13 protein-coding genes are annotated in these 14,359 nt (G+C 67.0%); 7 read left to right on the top strand and 6 right to left on the bottom strand.

Features of this window, described 5'->3' with window-relative positions; all coding sequences use genetic code 11:
• Window positions 1-481: 481 nt before the first annotated feature.
• The 7 genes from CA234_RS12745 (at window position 482) to CA234_RS12715 (ending at window position 7,004) form a co-directional block, all read left to right on the top strand.
• Window positions 482-1,894 carry an exopolysaccharide biosynthesis polyprenyl glycosylphosphotransferase gene (locus CA234_RS12745; RefSeq protein ID WP_126001861.1) on the top strand — a complete coding sequence of 471 codons (1,413 nt, stop codon included), beginning with the start codon at window positions 482-484 and terminating at the stop codon, window positions 1,892-1,894.
• Between the two features lie 115 nt (window positions 1,895-2,009).
• Window positions 2,010-2,888, top strand: coding sequence for a glucose-1-phosphate thymidylyltransferase RfbA (gene rfbA / locus CA234_RS12740; RefSeq protein WP_126001860.1), 879 nt, complete (start codon window positions 2,010-2,012; stop codon window positions 2,886-2,888).
• Window positions 2,885-3,451 (top strand): dTDP-4-dehydrorhamnose 3,5-epimerase, encoded by a 567-nt coding sequence (gene rfbC, locus CA234_RS12735; protein WP_125975678.1) that lies wholly within the window; start codon window positions 2,885-2,887, stop codon window positions 3,449-3,451. Before rfbA ends, rfbC begins: the two co-directional genes overlap by 4 nt.
• 3 nt (window positions 3,452-3,454) lie before the next feature.
• The gene (gene rfbB, locus CA234_RS12730) at window positions 3,455-4,519 is read left to right on the top strand and encodes a dTDP-glucose 4,6-dehydratase (protein WP_126001859.1); all 1,065 of its coding nucleotides are present in this window, start codon (window positions 3,455-3,457) and stop codon (window positions 4,517-4,519) included.
• Entirely contained in the window at window positions 4,519-5,400 is an 882-nt protein-coding gene (gene rfbD / locus CA234_RS12725) for a dTDP-4-dehydrorhamnose reductase (RefSeq protein WP_125975674.1), read from the top strand. Before rfbB ends, rfbD begins: the two co-directional genes overlap by 1 nt.
• Window positions 5,401-5,471: 71 nt before the next feature.
• Window positions 5,472-6,038 carry a hypothetical protein gene (locus tag CA234_RS12720; RefSeq protein ID WP_125975672.1) on the top strand — a complete coding sequence of 189 codons (567 nt, stop codon included), beginning with the start codon at window positions 5,472-5,474 and terminating at the stop codon, window positions 6,036-6,038.
• A gap of 57 nt (window positions 6,039-6,095) precedes the next feature.
• Complete coding sequence (locus tag CA234_RS12715; protein WP_125975670.1) at window positions 6,096-7,004, top strand: DMT family transporter; 909 nt, start codon at window positions 6,096-6,098, stop codon at window positions 7,002-7,004.
• Here CA234_RS12715 and CA234_RS12710 read toward each other — a convergent pair.
• The 6 genes from CA234_RS12710 to gcvH form a co-directional block, all read right to left on the bottom strand.
• Window positions 6,979-7,608 carry a DUF938 domain-containing protein gene (locus CA234_RS12710; protein WP_126001858.1) on the bottom strand — a complete coding sequence of 210 codons (630 nt, stop codon included), beginning with the start codon at window positions 7,606-7,608 and terminating at the stop codon, window positions 6,979-6,981. The two genes, CA234_RS12715 and CA234_RS12710, sit on opposite strands and share 26 nt — an antisense overlap.
• The gene (locus CA234_RS12705; protein WP_126001857.1) at window positions 7,605-8,108 is read right to left on the bottom strand and encodes a CcdC protein domain-containing protein; all 504 of its coding nucleotides are present in this window, start codon (window positions 8,106-8,108) and stop codon (window positions 7,605-7,607) included. The genes CA234_RS12710 and CA234_RS12705 overlap by 4 nt, the downstream gene beginning before the upstream one ends.
• Before the next feature lie 118 nt (window positions 8,109-8,226).
• Window positions 8,227-10,566 (bottom strand): DPP IV N-terminal domain-containing protein, encoded by a 2,340-nt coding sequence (locus CA234_RS12700; protein WP_126001856.1) that lies wholly within the window; start codon window positions 10,564-10,566, stop codon window positions 8,227-8,229.
• Between the two features lie 240 nt (window positions 10,567-10,806).
• Window positions 10,807-12,381, bottom strand: a complete 1,575-nt coding sequence (gcvPB, locus tag CA234_RS12695) for an aminomethyl-transferring glycine dehydrogenase subunit GcvPB (protein ID WP_126001855.1) — start codon at window positions 12,379-12,381, stop codon at window positions 10,807-10,809.
• Complete coding sequence (gene gcvPA, locus CA234_RS12690; RefSeq protein WP_126001854.1) at window positions 12,378-13,736, bottom strand: aminomethyl-transferring glycine dehydrogenase subunit GcvPA; 1,359 nt, start codon at window positions 13,734-13,736, stop codon at window positions 12,378-12,380. The genes gcvPB and gcvPA overlap by 4 nt, the downstream gene beginning before the upstream one ends.
• Before the next feature lie 250 nt (window positions 13,737-13,986).
• Window positions 13,987-14,358, bottom strand: coding sequence for a glycine cleavage system protein GcvH (gene gcvH, locus CA234_RS12685; RefSeq protein WP_125975658.1), 372 nt, complete (start codon window positions 14,356-14,358; stop codon window positions 13,987-13,989).
• Between the last annotated feature and the right edge of the window lies 1 nt (window position 14,359).

Below are 14,359 nucleotides of genomic sequence, written 5' to 3'. Positions count from 1 at the left end.
TAGGCGGCGGACCGCGCTGCAGAGCCGGTTAGACGATCCTTAAGGCGGACTCGCTACCGTTGCAGGAGAAACCATAGCGATGGGCCGAGAGGATTTTGAGGTGCACTGCAGCAAAATCACATCAAAATCACGCTGCAAGCGCGAAGAAATCCATGATTCGGACAGGTCCCACGCCCCTGCGGCCCTTGATCCGACGACGATCCTGGGGATAAGTCGCCATCGGTCGCTCAACCCTGAAAATACGGCAAATAACGTCGGTTTCGGAGGGATATTTATCCGAGCCTCGCGCGTTCGTGCGGGTTAGGCTCTCGTCACGGCCAACAATCCAGGGTGCGATCTTGTTGAATCCCGGTCCCGAAATCAGACCATTTGATCGATACCGAGACTATCGCATCGCAAACCGTCTCATTATAATGCAGTGCAACAGGCCGACTCGGCCGCTGTCAGCGTGCAAATTCCGTTGAGGGAGCCCAGTGAGGCCATGAACGCTTTTGAAGCACAGCGCGCCTTTGAAGAGCAGCTTCGGGCGCATGCCCGGATCGATCGATCGGTCGCCCCCGTCTGGCGGCGATCGACGCTCCGCATGGTGCTCTATACCGAGCTCCTGCTGCTCGACAGCATCGCGATCCTTGCCGCCTTCTATCTTGCCGCCTGCACGCGCGACGGCAATTGGCTGTCGCTCGCCGGCATCAATGTCGGCGTCTTCCTGCTGCCGATCACGCTGGGCACCGCGCTCGCCAGCGGCACCTATTCGCTGGGCTGCCTGCGCTACCCGGTGAGCGGGGTGAAGAACATCTTCTCGGCCTTCTTCTTCTCGGTCTTCGTCGTGCTGCTCGGCAGCTACCTGCTCACCGCCGAACTGCCGCTCTCGCGCGTGCAGCTGGCCGAGGGCACCTTGCTGTCGCTGTTCTTTCTGATCACCGGCCGGCTGGTGTTCCGCCGCCACGTCCGCGCGGCGACCGGCGGCCGGCTGCTCGACGAGCTGGTGATCGTCGACGGAGTCGCGCTCGAGGTTGCCGGCGACGCGGTGGCGCTCGACGCGCGGATCATCAACCTGTCGCCGAACCCGCGCGACCCGCAGATGCTCCACCGGCTCGGCACCACCGTGATCGGGTTCGATCGCGTGGTGGTCGCCTGCACCGAGGAGCATCGCGCGGTCTGGGCGCTGCTGCTCAAAGGCATGAACATCAAGGGCGAGATCCTCGTTCCCCAGTTCAACGCGCTGGGCGCGATCGGCGTTGACTCCTATGACGGCAAGGACACGCTGGTCGTCTCGCAGGGCCCGCTCAGCATGCCGAACCGCGCCAAGAAGCGCGCGCTCGACCTGGCGATCACGGTGCCCGCGGTGCTAGCGCTGGCGCCGCTGATGATCCTCGTCGCCATCCTGATCAAGCTGGAGAGCTCCGGCCCGGTGCTGTTCGCGCAGGACCGCGTCGGCCGCGGCAACCGGCTGTTCAAGATCCTCAAGTTCCGCTCGATGCGCGTCACGCTGTGCGATGCGAACGGCAACGTCTCGGCCAGCCGCGACGACGATCGCATCACCAAGGTCGGCCGCTTCATCCGCAAGACCAGCATCGACGAGCTGCCGCAGCTGCTCAACGTGCTGCGCGGCGACATGAGCGTGGTGGGCCCGCGCCCGCATGCGCTCGGCTCGCGCGCCGCCGATCATCTGTTCTGGGAAATCGACGAGCGCTACTGGCACCGCCACACGCTCAAGCCCGGCATGACCGGCCTTGCCCAGGTGCGCGGCTTCCGCGGCGCCACCGACCGCCGCGTCGACCTGACCAACCGGCTCCAGGCGGACATGGAATATATCGACGGCTGGGACATCTGGCGCGACATCACCATCCTGTTCAAGACGCTGCGGGTGATCGTACACTCCAACGCGTTCTGATCCACGCACGTCGCCGGGCCGCCCGATCGATCCGCCCAAGGATTGACAGCGGCCCGGCTTCCGTTTCTCGTTTCGTTGTCGTTGCGGCTCGGCCCGCACCATGGGGGATTATCGAATGAAGGGAATCATCCTTGCGGGTGGGAGTGGCACGCGCCTCTACCCCGCAACGCTGTCGATCTCGAAGCAGCTGCTTCCCGTCTATGACAAGCCGATGATCTTCTACCCGCTGTCGGTGCTGATGCTCACCGGCATCCGCGACATCCTGATCATCTCCACGCCGCGCGACCTGCCGATGTTTCAGGCGCTGCTCGGCGACGGATCGGCCTTCGGCATCAATCTCAGCTATGCCGAGCAGCCCTCGCCCAACGGCCTGGCCGAAGCCTTCGTGATCGGTGCCGATTTCGTCGGCAACAATCCGAGCGCGCTGATTCTGGGCGACAATATCTACCACGGCGAGAAGATGGGCGAGCGCTGCAAGGCCGCCGCCGACCAGGCGTCGCAGGGCGGCGCCAACGTGTTCGCCTATCATGTCGACGATCCCGAACGCTACGGCGTGGTCGCCTTCGATCCCGAAACCGGGGTCGCCACCAGCGTCGAGGAAAAGCCGGCCGAGCCCAAGTCCAACTGGGCGATCACCGGCCTCTATTTCTACGACAAGGACGTCGTCGACATCGCCAAGTCGATCCAGCCCTCCGCCCGCGGCGAGCTCGAGATCACCGACGTCAACCGCACCTATCTGGAGCGCGGCGACCTCCACATCACCCGGCTCGGCCGCGGCTATGCCTGGCTCGACACCGGCACGCATGACAGCCTGCACGATGCCGGCTCGTTCGTCCGCACGCTCGAGCACCGCACCGGCGTGAAGATCGCCTGCCCCGAGGAAGTCGCGTTCGACGCCGGCTGGCTGGACGCCGAGGCGCTGCTTGCACGCGCCGCCGGGCTCGGCAAGACCGGCTATGCCGCCTATCTGCGCAAGCTGGTGGCCGCGGCATGACCCAGGTCCATCACCACGAACTGTCCGGCGTGATCGAGTTCACGCCGCCCAAGCTGGGCGACAACCGCGGCTTCTTCTCCGAGGTGTTCAAGCAGTCGCTGCTCGATGCCGAGGGCGTCGAGGCGCGCTGGGTGCAGGACAATCAGAGCTTCTCCGCCCAGCCCGGCACGGTGCGCGGCCTGCATCTGCAGGCGCCGCCCTTCGCCCAGGCCAAGCTGATCCGCGTGCTGCGCGGCGCGATCTTCGACGTCGCGGTCGATATCCGTCGCGGCTCGCCCACCTATGGCAAGTGGGTCGGCGTCGAGCTGTCGGCGGAGAAGTGGAACCAGCTGCTGGTGCCCGTAGGCTATGCGCATGGCTTCATGACGCTCGTCCCCGATTGCGAAATCCTCTACAAGGTCAGCGCCCGCTATGCGCCCGACGAGGAAATGGCGATCCGCTGGAACGATCCTGACCTCGCCATCGCCTGGCCGGACATCGGCGTCGAGCCCGTGCTCTCGGGCAAGGACGCGGTCGCGCCGTCCTTCGCCGCGTTCAACACCCCCTTCTTCTATCAGGGCTGAGCCATGCAGCAGCAGACCTTCCTCGTCACCGGCGGCGCCGGCTTCATCGGCTCGGCGGTGGTGCGTCACCTCGTCCGCCAGGGCGCGCGCGTCATCAATCTCGACAAGCTCACCTATGCCGGCAACCCGGCCTCGCTGACCGCGATCGAGAACGCGCCCAACTACCGCTTCGTCCATGCCGACATCGCCGACACCGCGACGATCCTGCCGCTGCTGCGCGAGGAACAGGTCGATGTGGTGATGCACCTCGCCGCCGAGAGCCATGTCGATCGCTCGATCGACGGCCCGGGCGCGTTCATCGAGACCAACATCGTCGGCACCTTCAAGCTGCTCCAGTCGGCGCTGCAATATTGGCGCGAGCTGGAAGGCGAGAAGCGCGACGGTTTCCGCTTCCACCACATTTCCACCGACGAAGTGTTCGGCGACCTGCCGTTCGACAGCGGCATCTTCACCGAAGAGACGCCCTATGATCCCTCCTCGCCCTATTCGGCGTCGAAGGCGGCGAGCGATCACCTGGTCCGCGCCTGGGGCCACACCTATGGCCTGCCGGTGGTGCTGTCGAACTGCTCGAACAATTACGGGCCGTTCCACTTCCCCGAGAAGCTGATCCCGCTGACCATCCTCAACGCGCTCGAGGGCAAGCCGCTGCCGGTCTACGGCAAGGGCGAGAATATCCGCGACTGGCTCTATGTCGACGATCACGCCAAGGCGCTGGCGACCATCGCGACCACCGGCAAGGTCGGCCAGAGCTACAATGTCGGCGGCCGCAACGAGCGGACCAATTTGCAGGTGGTCGAGACGATCTGCGACCTGCTCGACCAGCGGATCCCGCTGGCGGACGGCAGGAAGCGCCGCGCGCTGATCACCTTCGTCACCGATCGTCCCGGCCATGATCGCCGCTACGCGATCGATGCGACCAAGCTCGAGACCGAGCTGGGCTGGAAGGCCGAGGAGAATTTCGACACCGGCATCGCCGCGACGATCGACTGGTATCTCGAAAACGAATGGTGGTGGGGCCCGATCCGCTCCGGCAAGTACGCCGGCGAGCGTCTGGGCCAGACCGCCTGATGCGCATCCTCGTCACCGGGCATGACGGCCAGGTCGCCCAGGCGCTGGCCGAGCAGGCGCAGGGCCATGAGCTGGTCTTCACCGCCTATCCCGAGTTCGATCTCTCCAAGCCCGAGACGATCGAAGCCGCGGTGGCGCGCATCCAGCCCGAGCTGATCGTCTCGGCCGCCGCCTATACCGCGGTCGACAAGGCCGAAAGCGAGCCCGAGCTCGCCATGGCGATCAACGGCGACGGCCCCGGCGTGCTGGCCCGCGCGGGCGCCGAGATCGGCGCGCCGATCATCCATCTGTCGACCGACTATGTGTTCGACGGCAGCCTCGACCGTCCCTGGCGCGAGGAGGATCCCACCGGCCCGCTCGGCGTCTATGGCGCGACCAAGCTGGCCGGGGAACAGGCGGTGCAGGCCTCGGGCGCTACCCACGCCGTGCTGCGGCTGGCCTGGGTCTACAGCCCGTTCGGCAACAATTTCGTCAAGACGATGCTGCGCCTCGCCGAGACGCGCGACGCGCTCAACGTCGTCGAGGACCAGCGCGGCTGCCCGGGCTCGGCGCTCGACATCGCGACGGCGATCCTCACCGTGGTCGAGCATTGGCAGCGCGAGGGCGCGACCAGCGGGCTCTACCATTTCACCGGCTCGGGCGAGACGACCTGGGCGGATTTCGCCCGCGCGATCTTCGCCGAAAGCGCGAAGCATGGCGGCCCGACCGCCGAGGTGACCGGCATCCCGACTTCGGGCTATCCCACCCCGGCCAAGCGCCCAGCCAACTCCCGGCTCGACTGCACCCGCTTCGCCGAAACCTTCGGCTACCGCGCCCCGGCATGGCAGGAGTCGCTCGCGGTGGTGGTGGACCGGCTGTTCGCTGCGGGGCGCCCGGCTTAACCCTTTCGACAGCTCCGGCCTCTACCCGCCCCCGGTATCAGGAACCTGTTCCAAGATACTGGGGGATAACGATGCAACAGATTCATTCGCTGTCGGAGAAGGAACGCCGCTGGCTGTCCGGCGGCGTGCTCTTCGGCGTGCTGCTCACGCTGATCCTGACGGCGGAGTCGGACGATCCGATCCCCACCTTCCTAGCGGCGGTCGGCGCGATCGGCCAGGTCGGCATCGCGGTGGCGCTCTATTTCGTCAATCGCGCGCAGTGGAAGCTGCAGGAGCATCTCGCGCAGGAGGAAGTGCGCCAGGCGGCGGAACGGCAGCGACTCGTGCGCCAGATCGCTCTGGACAACATTCGCGAGGAGATCGACACCTTCTATCGCAGCTGTGAGGTTGGCGCGCGCGAAGAATGCCATGACCGGATGAGCGAACACCTGTTCCAGCTCAAGGTGGGCCTGGATTTCGAATCGGCTCGCAGCATTCGAAAGTTCCTGCGGTTTTCGTCCGACATCATTACCCACATGAGTACGGACGAGGGGCGAGTGGCGAACGGACGGCGCATGGATCCTTGGCGCAAGTCGGCCAACAACGTGCTGAGGACGGTCGGCGCGGAACCGCTCGACTTCGGGAAGGGCCGGGATTGACAGGAAAAACCGCAATTGGGGTTGCCGCTGATGCCCCCCGCCCCTAACCGTCCCCGCGTGTCCGAAGCCCGACCCGACCGCATCGCCACCGGCCTGGCGCTCCGCCTCTTCGCCATCTTCTGCATGTCGACGATGTCGGCGCTCATCAAGATGTCCGAGCTGCGCGGCGCCTCGCTGATCGAGACGATGTTCCACCGCCAGCTCTGGGCGGTGCCGCTGGTCACGCTGTGGGTGGCGCTGGGGCCCGGCCTCAAGTCGCTGAAGACGGAGCGCTTCGGCGCGCATGCCTGGCGCACCGCGGTGGGCCTCACCGGCATGATCTTCACCTTCGGCGCGGTGATCCTGCTGCCGCTGGCCGAGGCGCAGACCTTCCAGTTCACCGTGCCGATCTTCGCCACGCTGCTCGGCGCGCTGATCCTCGGCGAGCCGACCGGCTGGCACCGCTGGGGCGCGGTGATCCTGGGCTTTGTCGGCGTGCTGATCGTCGTCCAGCCCGGCCAGCAGGCGATCCCGATCTTCGGTGCGTTCGTCGGGCTGATGGCGGCGCTGTTCGTCGCGATCGTCGCGATCACGCTGCGCCAGATCGGCAGGACCGAAAGCGCCGGCACCACGGTGTTCTGGTTCTCTTTGCTCTCGGTGCCGGTGCTGGGTGCGATCTACGCGTTCAACTATCGCCCGCACGACGCCGAGACCTGGGCGATCCTGATCGCCACGGGGCTGGTCGGCGGAGTGGGCCAGCTGGCGCTCACCGGCGCGATGCGCTTCGCCCCCGTCTCCGCGGTGGTGCCGATGGACTATTCGGGGCTGATCTGGGCGACGCTCTACGGCTGGCTGCTGTTCGACGTGTTCCCGACCTTCTCGACCTGGCTGGGCGCACCGGTGATCATCGCCAGCGGGCTCTACATCGTCTATCGCGAACAGAAGCTGGCGCGGGGCCGCGCTAGCTACGCCGAAACGCCACTATGAGGTTGTTGGCGGGCATCGCCACTCGCCGCTCGAACACCAGCCCTTGCGCCGCGGCCGCAGCGATCACCTCGTCCAGCAGGCGGAGTTCCCATTCGGAGTCGCGCGCGCGCAACGACTGGTCGAATTCCTCGTTCGAGGGCGCGGTGGGCACGCCTGCCTCGCGATAGGGCCCGTAAAGGATCAGCGGTGCGCCCGGCGGCAGCAGCTGCCCTGCCCCCGCCATCAGCCCCAGCGTCGCCGCCCAGGGGCTGATATGGACCATGTTGATGCACAGGATCGCATCGGCATGGCTCACCGGCCACGTCGCCGCCGCCGCATCCAGCGCGACCGGCGGGCGGACATTGGCCAGCCCCGCGCACCACGACGCGATCGAGGCGAGCGCATCCGGGTCCGGGTCGCTCGGGTGCCATTCCAGCCTGGGGAAATGCTCGGCGAAATAGGCGCAATGCTCGCCGCTGCCGCTGGCCACTTCGAGCACGCGGCCGGAGACGGGGAGCAGCTCGCCCAGCATCGTGGCGATCGCCGCGCGATTGCGCAGCGTCGCGGGGGCGTGGCGCCGCACGCCTTCGGGCGGGGCCAGCCAGCTGCGCTCGCGATCGCTCATGCGGCCGCCCGCGCCTGGGCGAGCAGCCTACGCCCACGGAGATACATCTCCAACCGCATCGCGCTGAACAGCCCTAGCGCCATCGTGCCGAAGGCCTGGGTGAGCAGCACCACGTTGAGGTGCAGCGCCGAGCCCTCGGCCTGGCCGACCAGCTTGATCGCGATCAGCACGACGATGAACAGCAGCCCGCCGATCGACGCCCTCTGGTTGAGCTGGTGCGTCTCCGGGTCGACCGAGAGCCGCATCAGCTTACCCCGCTGCCAGCCGAGCCCGCCGCCCACCACCAGCGCGGCGGCGCACAGCGCCGAGCCGCCGAGGCTCGGCTGCAGCCGCAGGAACAGGCTGGCGACGAGCAGCGCATAGAGCGCCGGGATGATCCACAGTCGTTCGAGCATCAGCGGCCGCGCCTTCGACATCCGGCGGAGGCGCAGCGCGAGGATCAGCCCCACGACGAGCGCGGTGATGCCGTAGCGGATCAGGTGCGGCGTATCGAACTGCATGGCGGAGTCCCCCCTGAGCGATGCAGTGCAGCATAGAGGCAAGCTCCGCCGCGTCAAAACTCGCTTTTCACGCCCTGTCCCGCGCCGCGACGTCGATCACGGGCCGAACGAGAAGACTTCAGTTGCCCGGCCGCTCGATCCGGTACTCCTTCGGCGGCGTGGCACCCATCAGGTTCTCGACGAAATAGTCCCAGCGGCGGCGCATCATATAGTAGGATTGGTCGCCATAGCCGTGATGCGCGCGCGGAAACAGGACGAGGTCGAAATCCTTGTTGGCCTTTTCCAGCGCATCGACCACCAGCAGCGTCGAGGAGACCGGCACATTGTCGTCGAGCATGCCGTGCGCCAACAGCAGCTTGCCCTTCAGGTTCCTGGCGATGTCCTGATTGGCCTGCAGGTCGTAGTTGGTCTTCTTCCCGTCGCTCTCCAGCAACCCGAGATATTTCTCGTAGAAATCGTCTTCATAGTTGCGGTTGTCGTGGTTGCCGCTCTCGGCGATCCCGACCTTGAAGAAATCGGGATAGAGGAACATCGCCGCCGCGGTCGCATTGCCGCCGCCCGAATGGCCCCAGATGCCGACGCGGTCGAGGTCGAGCCAGGCGTAGCGCTTGGCCAGATCCTGGATGCCGCTCCGCTGGTCGGGCACGGCCTGCTTGCCCATGTCGCGGTAGTAATAGTCCTGGAAGGCCTTGGAGCGACGCGGCGTGCCCAGCCCGTCGATCTCGACCACGGCAAAGCCCAGCTGCGCCAGCGCACCCGCATCCCCCTGGGCCGCAGAGAACTGCCGCGAGGGGATCGTCCCCATGAACGGGCCGGGATAGATATAGTCGACGACCGGATACTTGCGCTGCGGATCGAGCCCGGCCGGCTTGAACAGCAGCCCGTGGCACAGCGTCTTGCCGTCGCTGCACCGGACGGCGATGCTCTCCGGCGCCTGCCAGCCCGCCGCGCGCAGCCGCGTGACGTCGCCTTTCGCCAACCCCGTGACGACCGATCCGTCGGCGCTGCGCAGCACGGCGGTCTGCGGCTCCTGCGGGGTCGAGTAGATGTCGACGAAATATCGCCCGTCGCTCGACGGGATCGCGATATGATCCTGCCTTTCCGGCGTCAGCAGCTTGGGTGCGCCGCCCTTTAGGTCGATGGCATAGATGCTGCGATAATAGGGATCCATGCCGGGCTCCCGCCCGACGCCCGCCACCAGCATCTTGCCGCTGCGCTCGTCGATGAAGACGGGATGATCGACGTTCCACTGGCCTTGGGTGACCTGGCGGATCAGCTTGCCGGTGGCGGCGCTGTACAGATAATAATGGCCCCAGTCGTCGCGCTGCGACCACCACAGGATCTCGCCGCGCTCGGAGAGATAGCGCCAGTTGATCCCCTCGTCATTGTAGCCGCTGTCGAACCAGGTCGGCACGCTCTCGGTGAACAGGTCGCGCACCGCGCCGCTGGTCGCGTCGGCGATGCGCACGGTCTCCACCTTGTGGTCGCGCGAGGTCGAGACGAAGGCGAGCGTCTTCGCGTCCTTCGCCCACTGCATGTCCTGCGGACCCTCGCCGCACACCACGTCGTCGCACAGCGAGGAGCGATGCGGCTCCGCCGGCATCTTAAGGCGGATCACCTGGCCGGCATCCACGTCGACGATGACGCGCTGGATCTGAATGATCTCCTTGTCGCCGACGAACGGATATTTCCACGTGTCGACCTTCGAATGGCCGACCTGGGTCGTGGTGATCGAGAAGTCCGCCACCGCGCGCTGGTCCTGCTGGAAGGTCGCCAGCTTCCTGGAGTCGGGGGACCAGATCACGATCGCCTGATCGGAATGCTTCCAGCCCGCATTGTCCGTCGCGTAGCCGAAATCCTTCACGCCGTCGGTCGTCAGCTGCCGTTCCGCACCCGTTGCCATGTCGCGGACCCACAGGTTCCAGTCGCGCACGAAGGCGGCGCGCTTGCCGTCCGGGGAGAGCACCGCATCGGCCGGGCCCTGCTGCGCCAGATAGCCGGCGATCTGCCCGGCGCTCGGCGCTGCCGATTCCGTGCAAGCGTAGGGCTGCACCATCGCGCACGCATAGCGCTTGCCGCCGACACTGAGCACCGCCCGGTTCCGGGCGAGGTCCGGCATGAAATCGCCGATGGCCAGCTTCGCCGCGTTCTGCTCCTTCAGACCGGTGGCGTTGAGCGAGGCGAGCAGCGCCCTGGTCTCGAAGGCGGCCTTCTTGGTGCGCTTGGCCGCATCGACCAGCATGATCGTCGGCACGCCGTGATCGGTGTCGACATACCAGAAGCGGCGGGCGTCGATCCAATGCGCCGAGCGTACCGCGTGATCGACCAGCGGCGCCGTCCACGGCGCCAGCTGGTGCGCGGCGCGTGTGTAGTCGGCGTCCGTCAGCACCGGCCGTTGTTGCGCGATCGCCGTGCCGGCGGTCAGGGAAGCCAGGAGACAGCAGGCGATCAGGCGCATCGAGCAACTTTCCGAAGGAGGGGAGTCGGCCATCCGCAAGGAAGAGGGTCTACGGCGCGTCCTTCCGCCGCTGCCCCCCCGCGCGGACCCGGCGCAGCGCGCGCGGGCGCGCTCTGTATGCAGAGCGGCGGCAGCGACCGCAATAGCGCCGCCCACCTCCCCCAGACGCAAAACGCCGGCGGGAAGCGGGGGCTTCCAGCCGGCGTGTGCGACCCTCTCGGGGGGTAACGGGTCGGACGCTTACTCGGCCGCTTCGGCGGGTGCCGCGTCCTTGTACGCCAGCAACGGCTTGCGCGCGGCGAGCGTCTCGTCGAGGCGGCGGCGAGGCGCGAAGTGCGGCGCGCTCTTCAGCGCCGCCTCGCCCTGCTTGGCCTTGGTCGCGACGTTGCGGAACGCGCCGATGAACTGGTCGAGCGCCGCCTTGCTCTCGGTCTCGGTCGGCTCGACCAGCATCGCGCCGTGGACGACGAGCGGGAAATACACCGTCATCGGGTGATAGCCCTCGTCGATCAGCCCCTTGGCGATATCGAGCGTCGAGAAGCCCTCGGGCAGGCCCTTGTCGCTGAAGATCGCCTCATGCATGCACGGGCCGGTCTTGGCGAAGGGTGCGTCGAGCACGTCCTCCATCGCGCGCAGCACGTAATTGGCATTGAGCACCGAATCCTCGGCGACCTGGCGCAGGCCGTCGGCACCGTGGCTGAGGATATAGGTCAGCGCGCGGGTGAACATGCCCATCTGGCCGTGGAAGGCGGTCATGCGGCCGAAGGTGCCGGCATGATGCTCCTCGGCATTCTCCTCCTCGACGAGGCGATAGCCATCGGCCGTCTTCTCGACGAAGGGCAACGGTGCATAGGGCGCCAGCGCCGCCGACAGCACCACCGGGCCCGAACCCGGACCGCCGCCGCCATGCGGGGTGGAGAAGGTCTTGTGCAGGTTGATGTGCATCGCATCGACGCCGAGATCACCCGGGCGCACCCGGCCGACGATCGCGTTGAAGTTGGCGCCGTCGCAATAGACATAGCCGCCGGCGGCATGGACCGCGTCGGAAATGTCCTTGAGGTCCGGCTCGAACAGGCCGCAGGTGTTCGGGTTGGTGATCATCACGCCGGCGATGTCCGGCCCCAGCCGCGCCTTGAGTGCCGCCACGTCGACCCGGCCTTCCGGCGTCGCGGGGATGTCCTCCACCGCGAAGCCGGCGAAGGCCGCCGTCGCCGGGTTGGTGCCGTGCGCCGATTCCGGCACCAGCATGATGCGGCGCGCGGTCTCGCCCTTGGCGTCGAGCGCGGCGCGGATCGCCAGCACGCCGCAGAGTTCGCCATGCGCGCCGGCCTTGGGGCTCATCGCCACCGCCTGCATGCCGGTGAGCGTGATCAGCCAGTGCGCGAGCTGGTCGATCGCCTCCAGCGCGCCCTGCACGGTATCGACCGGCTGCAGCGGGTGGATGTCGGCGAAGCCCGGCAGGCGTGCCATCCGCTCGTTGAGGCGCGGATTGTGCTTCATCGTGCAGCTGCCCAGCGGGAACAGGCCGAGATCGATGGCATAGTTCTGGCGGCTGAGGCGGGTATAGTGGCGCACCGTCTCGGGCTCGGACAGGCCCGGCAGGCCGATGGCCTTCGAGCGCTCCATGCCCGCGAGGCGCGACTTGCCCGCAGGGGCCTCACCGAAATCGACGCCGGTGGTGTCGGTGGAGCCGATCTCGAAGATCAGCGCCTCTTCCAGCATCAGCGCGCGGTTGCCGGTGTACGTGCCCTCGGCGCTCTCGCCACCTCCCGACGGCGTGGTGGGGCGCCAGCCCGACGGATTGATCGTGCTCATGCCAGCACCTCCTCGAGTGCGGAGGCAAGCGTCTCGACGTCCTCCTCCGTGGTGGTTTCGGTGACCGCGACGACGAGGCCGTTCTGCAACTCCTCGACGCCCGGATAGAGGCGGCCGAGCGACACGCCGGCCAGGATGCCCTTGTCGGCAAGCTGGCGGACGACGGGGCGCGCTTCCTTGGACAGCTTCAGGGTGAATTCGTTGAAGAACCGGTCGGTGACCAGCTCCACCCCGTCCACGTCGGCGAGGCGATCGGCGGCGGCGCTGGCGCCGACATGGTTGAGCTCGGCGAGCTGGCGCAGGCCCTTCTCGCCCAAGAGCGTCATGTGCACCGACATGGCGAGCGCGCACAGCACCGAGCTGGTGCAGATGTTCGACGTCGCCTTTTCGCGGCGGATATGCTGCTCGCGGGTGGAGAGCGTCAGCACGAAGCCGCGCTTGCCGCTGGCGTCCACCGTCTCGCCACAAAGGCGGCCCGGCATCTGGCGCACCAGCTTTTCCGAGCAGGCGAACAGGCCGACATACGGCCCGCCGAATTGCAGGCCGACGCCGAGCGACTGGCCCTCGCCGACGACGATGTCCGCGCCCATCTCGCCCGGCGCCTTGATCGCCCCCAGCGCCACCGGCTCGGTGACGACGGCGATCAGCAGCGCCTTCTTGGCGTGGCAGGCCTCGGCCAGCGCCGACATGTCCTCGATGCGGCCGAGAATGTCCGGATACTGGACGACGACGCACGAGGTGTCGGCGTCGATCGCGTTGATCAGGTCGAGCGTGTCGGGCTCGGGGCTCAGCGTCGGCACGCCGGTGACGAGCTGATCGCCGGTGAAGCGCGCCATCGTCTTGGCGACCGAGACATAATGCGGGTGCAGACCGCCCGAGAGGATCGCCTTGCCGCGCTTGGTGACGCGGCGCGCCATCGAGATCGCTTCCCAGCACGCGGTCGAGCCGTCGTACATCGAGGCATTGGCGACGTCGCAACCCAGCAGCCGGGCGATCTGGCTCTGGAACTCGAACATCATCTGCAGCGTGCCCTGCGCGATTTCCGGCTGGTAGGGCGTGTAGGCGGTGAGGAACTCGCCGCGCTGGATGAGGTGATCGACCGAGGCCGGCACATGGTGGCGATAGGCCCCTGCCCCCAGGAAGAACGGCACCTCGCCGGCGGCGAGGTTCTTGCGCGCCAGCGCGGTCATGTGGCGTTCGACCGCGAGTTCCGACGCATGCATCGGCAGGCCGGCGATCGGCCCGCTCAGGCGGGCGCTTTCGGGCACGTCGACGAACAGATCGTCGATCGACGGGGCGCCGATCGTGCCAAGCATTGCCTGACGGTCGGCCGGGGTAAGGGGCAGGTAGCGCATCGACTGTCCTACTCTACCTCCCGCAAATGGGAGGGATTATGGGGTGGGATGATCCCGTGAAGGGTGGCAATCCCATCATGCTTTCGTTCCTCCCCCTCGAGGGGGAGGATAGCGGAGCTTGGCGCTTCAGCGCCTAGCGCAGCTTGGAGAGGGTGAGCGGTTGCCTGAGCAACCGCTCACCCTCTCCCTCCCACTGCCTCCGGCAGCGGGCCCCTCCCTCCCCCCAGGAGGGGGAGGGGCTAATAAGAGATCACAGCTTGGCGACGAACGCCTGGTACTTGGCCTCGTTCATCAGGCCTTCCAGCTCGCTCTCGTCGCTGAGCGTCATCTTGAAGAACCAGCCTTCGCCTTCCGGATCCTCGTTCACCAGCGCGGGGTTGTCGGCGAGGTCGCTGTTGCCCTCGACGACGGTGCCCGACACCGGCGCATACACGTCCGACGCCGCCTTGACGCTCTCGACGACCGCGGCATCGTCGCCCTTGCTCAGTTCCTTGCCCTCGTCGGGCACTTCGACGAACACGATGTCGCCGAGCTGGCTCTGGGCATATTCGGTGATGCCGACCGTCGCGACGTCGCCGTCGACTTCGATCCACTCATGGTCTTCGGTAAAATAACGGCTCATG

This window comes from Sphingomonas sp. ABOLE, from assembly GCF_003950455.1.
GTDB lineage: Bacteria > Pseudomonadota > Alphaproteobacteria > Sphingomonadales > Sphingomonadaceae > Sphingomonas > Sphingomonas trueperi.
This window is presented reverse-complemented; position numbering and strand designations above follow the sequence as displayed.

Excerpts from the sequence above, each read along its gene's own strand:
- CA234_RS12745 (WP_126001861.1), top strand. The coding sequence starts at position 482 with ATGAACGCTTTTGAAGCACAGCGCGCCTTTGAAGAGCAGCTTCGGGCG.
- rfbA (WP_126001860.1), top strand. The coding sequence starts at position 2,010 with ATGAAGGGAATCATCCTTGCGGGTGGGAGTGGCACGCGCCTCTACCCC.
- rfbC (WP_125975678.1), top strand. The coding sequence starts at position 2,885 with ATGACCCAGGTCCATCACCACGAACTGTCCGGCGTGATCGAGTTCACG.
- rfbB (WP_126001859.1), top strand. The coding sequence starts at position 3,455 with ATGCAGCAGCAGACCTTCCTCGTCACCGGCGGCGCCGGCTTCATCGGC.
- rfbD (WP_125975674.1), top strand. The coding sequence starts at position 4,519 with ATGCGCATCCTCGTCACCGGGCATGACGGCCAGGTCGCCCAGGCGCTG.
- CA234_RS12720 (WP_125975672.1), top strand. The coding sequence starts at position 5,472 with ATGCAACAGATTCATTCGCTGTCGGAGAAGGAACGCCGCTGGCTGTCC.
- CA234_RS12710 (WP_126001858.1), bottom strand. The coding sequence starts at position 7,608 with ATGAGCGATCGCGAGCGCAGCTGGCTGGCCCCGCCCGAAGGCGTGCGG.
- CA234_RS12705 (WP_126001857.1), bottom strand. The coding sequence starts at position 8,108 with ATGCAGTTCGATACGCCGCACCTGATCCGCTACGGCATCACCGCGCTC.
- CA234_RS12700 (WP_126001856.1), bottom strand. The coding sequence starts at position 10,566 with ATGCGCCTGATCGCCTGCTGTCTCCTGGCTTCCCTGACCGCCGGCACG.
- gcvPB (WP_126001855.1), bottom strand. The coding sequence starts at position 12,381 with ATGAGCACGATCAATCCGTCGGGCTGGCGCCCCACCACGCCGTCGGGA.
- gcvPA (WP_126001854.1), bottom strand. The coding sequence starts at position 13,736 with ATGCGCTACCTGCCCCTTACCCCGGCCGACCGTCAGGCAATGCTTGGC.
- gcvH (WP_125975658.1), bottom strand. The coding sequence starts at position 14,358 with ATGAGCCGTTATTTTACCGAAGACCATGAGTGGATCGAAGTCGACGGC.